The sequence below is a fragment of the Psychrobacter sp. GW64-MNA-CIBAN-0177 genome (assembly GCF_040309585.1).
GTDB lineage: Bacteria > Pseudomonadota > Gammaproteobacteria > Pseudomonadales > Moraxellaceae > Psychrobacter > Psychrobacter okhotskensis.
Genome location: NZ_JBEOOY010000261.1, coordinates 1 through 270 on the forward strand (window position 1 = coordinate 1; position 270 = coordinate 270).

A 270-nucleotide genomic window follows, 5' to 3' on the forward strand; every position below is an offset into this window, starting at 1 on the left:
GTGCACCGCGCGCTTCGGGTCCCGCGCGGCCCGACACGGGCGCAGTACGGAGGCCGAGGTGCGCGACATCCTGGAGCGGGCCGTTCTGCCGGGCGGGCGGCTCGAGCTCGGAACGCTGCTCGCGGAAATCGGGCGGGAAGCGGGCGATGTCGATATCGGCGTGCCGCGCGACGAGACGCCAACCGGTCCGATGAGCTTTGAATGATCCTTGTCGATACGAACGTCATGCCCGAACCGCTGCGGCGTGAGCCGAACGCGGCGGTGATCGAG

The 270-nt window shown here is 70.0% G+C and carries 1 protein-coding gene; it reads left to right on the top strand.

Annotated features, from left to right (window positions below):
* A partial coding sequence (locus tag AAEY79_RS15010; RefSeq protein WP_352289215.1) for a FitA-like ribbon-helix-helix domain-containing protein occupies positions 1-205 on the top strand: 205 nt, incomplete at its 5' end.
* Positions 206-270: the final 65 nt, after the last annotated feature.